Genomic DNA, 6,214 nt, shown 5'->3' on the forward strand with positions numbered 1-6,214 from the left:
TCGCATGCGCGCAGTGCTCGCTGCACGCCCCCTGGCGCGATGCGCCAGATGCCTGCTGTGACGATTATAATCTTTGCAAAAACAGCTGCTTGTTCATCTGGTGCCGGCCCACTAGAGTAGAGCCAACAGCGTCAGGGAGTCTGCATATGAAAATATTGATCACGGGAGGGACAGGCTTCATCGGTCGTCGTCTGGTGGCCCATCTCAAGGTGGCCCACGAGGTGCTGGTGCTGACCCGTCAGGGCAGCCGCGCCTATGATCTGCTTGGCCACAACGTCAAGCTGCTCGACAGCCTGGATCGGCTCGACAACCTCAACGACGTGGATGCGGTCATCAACCTGGCGGGGGAGCCCATCGCCAACGGGCCGCTGGAGCGAGCGGCGCAAGCAGTTGCTGTGTGACAGCCGCTGGTTGCTGACCGAACAGCTGGTCGACCTGGTCAAGCTCTCCGATACACCGCCCAGGGTGCTGATCAACGCCTCCGCCATCGGCTGGTATGGCCGTCAGGGCGATGAGCCGCTGGACGAGCAGTGCCAGACTCCTCACGACGAATTCACCCATCAGCTCTGCCAGCAGTGGGAAACCCTGGCCCGCGAGGCCCGCAGCAAGCATACCCGGGTCTGTATCGTGCGCATCGGGCTGGTGCTCGGCACCGATGGCGGCGCCCTGCCCAGGATGCTGCCTCCCTATCGTGTCGGCCTCGGTGGCCCCATGGGCACGGGGCACCAGATCATGAGCTGGATCCACATTCAGGATCTGGTGCGCGCCATCTTGTTCCTGCTGGAACACGACGAGTGTGACGGCCTGTTCAACGGCACGGCGCCGCAGCCGGTCAGCAACCGCGAGTTCAGCCAGACCCTGGCAGGCACCCTGCACCGGCCGCACCTCTTCTTCGTGCCAGCCCCCCTGCTGCAGTTGCTGATGGGCGAAGCGGCCGATCTGCTGCTCACCGGCCAGAAGGTGCTGCCGACCCGTCTGCAGCAGGCCGGTTTCCACTTCACCTACCCGGCGCTGCCCCAGGCCCTTGCCAATCTGCTGAGCACTGCCCGCTGACTCGGCTCATCAGCCAACAGGATAACAATCAGCCCGGCCATTGGCCGGGCTGATTGTTATGGCGCCTTGCGGTATCCGCACAGGATGCGGTGATCAGAGCAGGCCCTGTCCCAACCCACGCAGCCGATCGCTCAGGGTGCCCGCCAGCAGCTGGCGCTGCATGCCCTGCCCCGCCAGCGTCACCAGCACGGCGCCCAGCAGCGACAGGCCGGCCCAGATGGCCCAGTGGAACTGCCACTGCCCCTCGAACCACCACCACTGCAGGCCGAGGGAGCAGAGTTCGACCACCATGGCGGCGCACACCCCCGCCAGCAGGCCGCTGGCAACCAGTTCCCAGCGCAACATCTTCCGAAGCAGCTCGCTGCCAGCCCCCAGAGTGCGCATCAGCAGCAGCTCCCGGCGCCGATGGGCCATGCTGGCCTGGGTCTGGGTCAGCAACACCAGCAGCGCCGCCACCGTCACCAGCCCCAGCATCAGCCCCAGCGCCCGGCTCACCTGATCCGACACTGCCGTTAACCGCACGATCAAATCGTCCACATCGATCAGGCTCACCGTGGGGTGCCGGCGGATCAGCTCCACTTCAGCCACCCGCCCCTGCTCCGGCAAACGATAGCTGCCGAGCCAGGTCTGGGAGAAGGGCGCCAGCACGTCCGGCGAGAAGATCATGTAGAAGTTGGGCCGCATGTTGTCCCACTTGATGGTCCGCAGGCTGGTCACCTGCGCCTTGAAGCTGCGCCCCTCGATGGTGAAGCCCAGGGTGTCGCCGAGGGCGATGTCGAGCCGTTTGGCCAGGTCCTTGTCTACCGATACCTGGCCGGGGCCATCCAGCCAGCGCCCTGTGGTCAGGGTATTGTCTGGCGGCAGGGTAGCGGTGGTGGTGAAGTTGAGCTCGCGATTGACCCCTTCGCGGCCATTTTCATCCGTGTCGAGCACCGCCTCACTGGCGATGCTGACCAGCCGGCCGCGCACCATGGGGTAGAAGTCCGAGGTCACGGCTCCCGCCTGGCGCAGATCGGCCAGGATCCCCTCCCGCTCTCCGTCTGCCACGTTGACCAGGAAGCGGTTGGGGGCATCCGCCGGCAGCCGGGCCGAGAACTCGCCGAGCAGGTCGACCCGCGCCGCCCACAGCAAACCGAACAGCATGAGTGCCAGCGCAAAGCCCGCCAGCTGGAACAAACCGCTGCCCCGCTCGCGGGAGAGATGGCTGATGGCCAACCGCAGCGCGTGAGGCCCCTGCACCCGGCGCCCCAGCCGCAGTAGCAAGGAGGCGATCAGCGCCAGCAGCCCCATCAGCAGGCCCATGCCGCCGATCAGCCCTAGCGCCAGGGTCGCATCGGCGGTGAAGCCCCACACCAGCCCAAACAAGCCGAGCAACGCCACCGGCAACGCCAGCCAGGGCGGGATCCCCGCCTCCAGCTCGCGCCTCAGCACCCGCAGCGGCGGCACCTTGAGCAGGCGCAGGAAGGGCACGAAGGCCAGCAGCAAGGTGATAAAGAAGGCCACCGCCAACCCCAGCGCAAAGGGTCGCCACGACGGCGGCGGTAGATCAGCGGGCAGCAGGTTGCCCAGCAGGTGCAGGGTCAGCCACTGCATGGCGCTGCCCGCCACCAGACCGAGCAGGGCGCCAACCAGCGTCAGCGAAAGCAGCAGGGTACCCATCAACTGCCAGAGCGAGCGACGGGAGGCCCCCAGGGTCTTGAGCAGCGCCACCATGTTGGTCTGGCGCTCGGCAAAGTGACGCACCGCAATACTCATGGCCAGCGCCCCCAGCAGCACTCCCGCCAGAGAAGCGAGCCGGAAGAAACGCTCGGCATTGGCCAGCGAGCGGCCCATCTGGGAGCCCTGGTCGTCCGGCTTGATCAGCTTCTGCCCCGCCTTGAGTCTGGGTTTGAGCCAGCGTTCGTAGTCGGCCACCTGCTCGCGGGTGCCCTTGAACAGGTAGCGCCACTGCTGACGGCTGCCCGGCAGCAGGGCACCTGTCGCCTCCACATCGGCGCTGTGGATCAGAGCCCGCGGCGCCAGCAGGAAGGGGCTGAAGCCCTGATCCGGCTCCTGACCCAGTACCCCCGCCACCTTGAGCACCGTATTGCCCACTTCCAGCGCATCCCCCGGCTTGGCCGCCAGCAGCTGCATCACCCGGGCGGAGAGCCAGATCTCGCCGGGCGCCGGCGCCCTCTGGGGGCTCAGCTCAAGCTTGCCGTAGAAGGGGAAATCCTCAGGCACGGCGCGGATGGAAGCCAGTTGCAGGGCATCGCCATGAAACAGCATGCTGTTGAAGCTGACCGTTGTCTGCACCGCCAGGCCCGTTTTTGCCGCCTGTTCGAGCCAGGTGGCAGGCGCCGGCGTGGCCGAGCGCAGCACCCGGTCGGCACCGATAAAGTCGCGGCCCGAGGCTTTGAGCCCGGCATCCAGCCGATCCGCCACCAGGGCCACGCTCAGCACGCAGGCCACGCTCAGCGCCAGCGCCAGCACGAACCAACGCAGCTCGCCGTTGAATCCTTCCCGGCGCAATAACTTGAATCCCAATCGCCACTGACTCATGACGTGCTCCTCACCTGCGCCAGTCCGGGCAGCCCCTTGTCATTGACGCCTTCCCCACACCATAACTTGAATCCCAATCGCCACTGACTCATGACAGCTCCCTGACTCTTGCTGCAGAGGCCGCTTCGGATGCTGACGCATCCGCCGCCAGCCGTCCCGCCGCCATCACCAGCTGCCGCTGGCAACGCTGAGCCAGCTCGTGATCATGGGTCACCACCACGAGCGTGGTGCCATGCTCGCGGTTGAGCTCGAACAGCAGCTCGATCACCCGCTCCCCGGTCTTGCTGTCGAGGTTGCCGGTGGGCTCATCGGCCAGCAGCAGGCTGGGCCGGGTCATGAAGGCCCGGGCGATGGCGACCCGCTGCTGTTCACCGCCGGAGAGGCGCGGCGGCAGATGGTGCAGCCGCTCACCAAGACCGACCGCCGCCAGCAGTTCACGAGCCCGCGGCTCGCAGCGGGTCTCGCCACGCAGCTCGGCAGGCAGCATGACGTTCTCCAGCGCACTCAGGGTGGGCAGCAGCAGGAAGGACTGGAACACAAAGCCGACCTGCTCAGCCCGCAGCCGGGCACGCCCCTCCTCGTCCAGCTGCAGCAGCGACTGGCCGAGGATCTCGATATCCCCCTGGCTCGGCAGATCCAGCCCGGCCAGCAGCCCCAGCAGAGTGGACTTGCCGGAGCCAGAGGCGCCGACCAGCGCCACCGTTTCTCCGCTATTGACTTGCAGGTCGATCCCTTCAAGGATGGTGAGGCTTTCCTGGCCCAGGCGCACTGTCTTACCCAGGCCCTTGACGTTGATAATGGGAGTTGAATTCATGACGCGTTTCCTGTTTGCCTTGTGCTGCCTGGTGTCATCGGTGCAGGCCCAGACCCTGCTGGTACTGGGCGACAGCCTGAGTGCGGGTTATCAGATGCCGGCGGAGCAGAGCTGGCCTGCGCTGCTCAATCAGAAATGGCAGCAGCAGGGGGGTAAACATCAGCTTATCAATGCCAGCATCAGTGGTGAAACTACGCAAGGGGCGCTGGCCAGATTGCCAGCCTTGCTCAAGGAACATCAACCGGACTGGGTGCTGATCGAGCTGGGTGGCAACGATGGGCTGCGCGGGTTCGCGCCGGCCATCACCCGGGACAATCTCACCAGGATGGTGGCGCTGACCAAGGCGCAACAGGTAAAAACCGTGCTGACCCAGATCCAGCTGCCGCGCAACTACGGCGCGCGTTACCTGCGCCAGTTCGAGCAGATCTTCCCGGAGCTGGCCAGCGCCAATCAGCTGCCGCTGATGCCCTTCTTCATGGATGATATTGCGCTGCGCCCTGAACTCATGATGAACGATGGCATCCACCCCACCGCCGCTGCCCAGCCGCAGATCCGCGACCGGGTAGCCAGCTTCATCGAGCCGTTGCTGACCCAATGATCCCGGTGTCATGGCCTTGGCCATCTTCCGGGTTACAACCCCAATAAAAATCCCGCCAAGGCGGGATGTTTATTGCTCCTGTCTCAGCGTTCCAGGATCTGGCGCAGCCGCTCCTGAGCCACCCCGACCAGCAGGTCTGGCTGGAACTTGGAGATGAAGCGATCACAGCCAACCTTCTTGACCATGGCCTCGTTGAAGTTGCCGCTCAGCGAGGTGTTGAGGGTGATGAAGAGCTCGGACATGCGGGCATCACTGCGAATTTCGTGGGTCAACCGGTAGCCATCCATCTCCGGCATCTCGGCATCGGTGATCATCAGCAGTATCTCGTCGGTCACCTTCTTGCCCGCATCGCACCACCCCTTGAGCAGGTTGAGCGCCTGCAGGCCATCCTGGCATTCGATCACCTCCAGCCCCAGCTGGCCCAGGGTCTCGCGCACCAGGTTGCGGGCCGTGCTGGAGTCGTCGACGATGAGTACCTTGCGGCCATGCATTTCCGGCAGGATATCCCGATCCAACACCTCTTCCGAGATGCGGATGTCGTAGGTGATGATCTCGGCCAGCACCTTCTCCACGTCGATGATCTCGACAATCTGGTCAACGCCATCCTCGGGAATGCGGGTGATGGCGGTCAGGTAGTTCGCCCGCCCGGCCGAACGCGGCGGCGGCAATATGTCCTTCCAGGTCATGTTGACGATGTTGGCCACCTGCCCCACCAGAAAGCCCTGAATGGTGCGGTTGTATTCGGTAATGATGAGGTTGGACTCGGCATCGATGGGCATCGGGCGCATGCCGATGGCGCTGCGCAGGTTGATCACCGGAATCGAGGTGCCACGGATGTTGGCCACCCCGCTGATGTTGTGGTGCGCTCCCGGCATCTTGTTGAGATGGGGCAGCTTGACCACTTCCCGCACCTTGAACACGTTGATAGCAAACAACTGTTGGGATCCCAAACGGAACATCAACAGCTCCAGGCGGTTCTCCCCTACCAGCTGGGTACGTTGGTCCACTGAATCCAATATGCTCGCCATATAAAGCCCTTACGTCCGTTGCCCGAGTCTCGCCATAGTATAGAAGGGTCAGAATCCCAACACGACCCGTATTCTTATCCTATGTCGGCCAGATGATGCAGGAACTTGATAAAAAAAAGCGAGACCCGGCTCGCGGCCGGGCTCTCTTCAAGCTTGTCAGTAACCATTCGTTCCCAATCC

Annotated in this window: 4 protein-coding genes and 1 pseudogene; 2 read left to right on the forward strand and 3 right to left on the reverse strand. The window is 64.3% G+C overall.

What is annotated here, in order from left to right:
- The first annotated feature begins 146 nt into the window (after positions 1 to 146).
- Positions 147 to 1,053: pseudogene (locus ACPDZI_RS17340) on the forward strand (TIGR01777 family oxidoreductase).
- A 93-nt stretch (positions 1,054 to 1,146) separates the two neighbouring features.
- Here the strand turns inward: ACPDZI_RS17340 and ACPDZI_RS17345 are convergent.
- Positions 1,147 to 3,594 (reverse strand): ABC transporter permease, encoded by a 2,448-nt coding sequence (locus ACPDZI_RS17345; protein WP_438833541.1) that lies wholly within the window; start codon positions 3,592 to 3,594, stop codon positions 1,147 to 1,149.
- Positions 3,595 to 3,682: 88 nt separating this feature from the next.
- Positions 3,683 to 4,408, reverse strand: coding sequence for an ABC transporter ATP-binding protein (locus tag ACPDZI_RS17350; protein ID WP_045789088.1), 726 nt, complete (start codon positions 4,406 to 4,408; stop codon positions 3,683 to 3,685).
- Between ACPDZI_RS17350 and ACPDZI_RS17355 the strand changes: the two genes are divergently transcribed.
- Positions 4,407 to 5,006 carry an arylesterase gene (locus tag ACPDZI_RS17355; RefSeq protein WP_011707238.1) on the forward strand — a complete coding sequence of 200 codons (600 nt, stop codon included), beginning with the start codon at positions 4,407 to 4,409 and terminating at the stop codon, positions 5,004 to 5,006. The two genes, ACPDZI_RS17350 and ACPDZI_RS17355, sit on opposite strands and share 2 nt — an antisense overlap.
- 83 nt (positions 5,007 to 5,089) lie before the next feature.
- Here ACPDZI_RS17355 and ACPDZI_RS17360 read toward each other — a convergent pair whose 3' ends face one another.
- Positions 5,090 to 6,034, reverse strand: a complete 945-nt coding sequence (locus ACPDZI_RS17360; RefSeq protein WP_438833542.1) for a chemotaxis protein CheV — start codon at positions 6,032 to 6,034, stop codon at positions 5,090 to 5,092.
- Between the last annotated feature and the right edge of the window lie 180 nt (positions 6,035 to 6,214).

Origin of the sequence: Aeromonas oralensis (genome assembly GCF_049665575.1) — a bacterium.
Classification (GTDB): Bacteria; Pseudomonadota; Gammaproteobacteria; order Enterobacterales; family Aeromonadaceae; genus Aeromonas; species Aeromonas hydrophila.

Coding starts and splice junctions, on each gene's coding strand:
- ACPDZI_RS17345 (WP_438833541.1), bottom strand. CDS start 3,594: ATGAGTCAGTGGCGATTGGGATTCAAGTTATTGCGCCGGGAAGGATTC.
- ACPDZI_RS17355 (WP_011707238.1), top strand. CDS start 4,407: ATGACGCGTTTCCTGTTTGCCTTGTGCTGCCTGGTGTCATCGGTGCAG.
- ACPDZI_RS17350 (WP_045789088.1), bottom strand. CDS start 4,408: ATGAATTCAACTCCCATTATCAACGTCAAGGGCCTGGGTAAGACAGTG.
- ACPDZI_RS17360 (WP_438833542.1), bottom strand. CDS start 6,034: ATGGCGAGCATATTGGATTCAGTGGACCAACGTACCCAGCTGGTAGGG.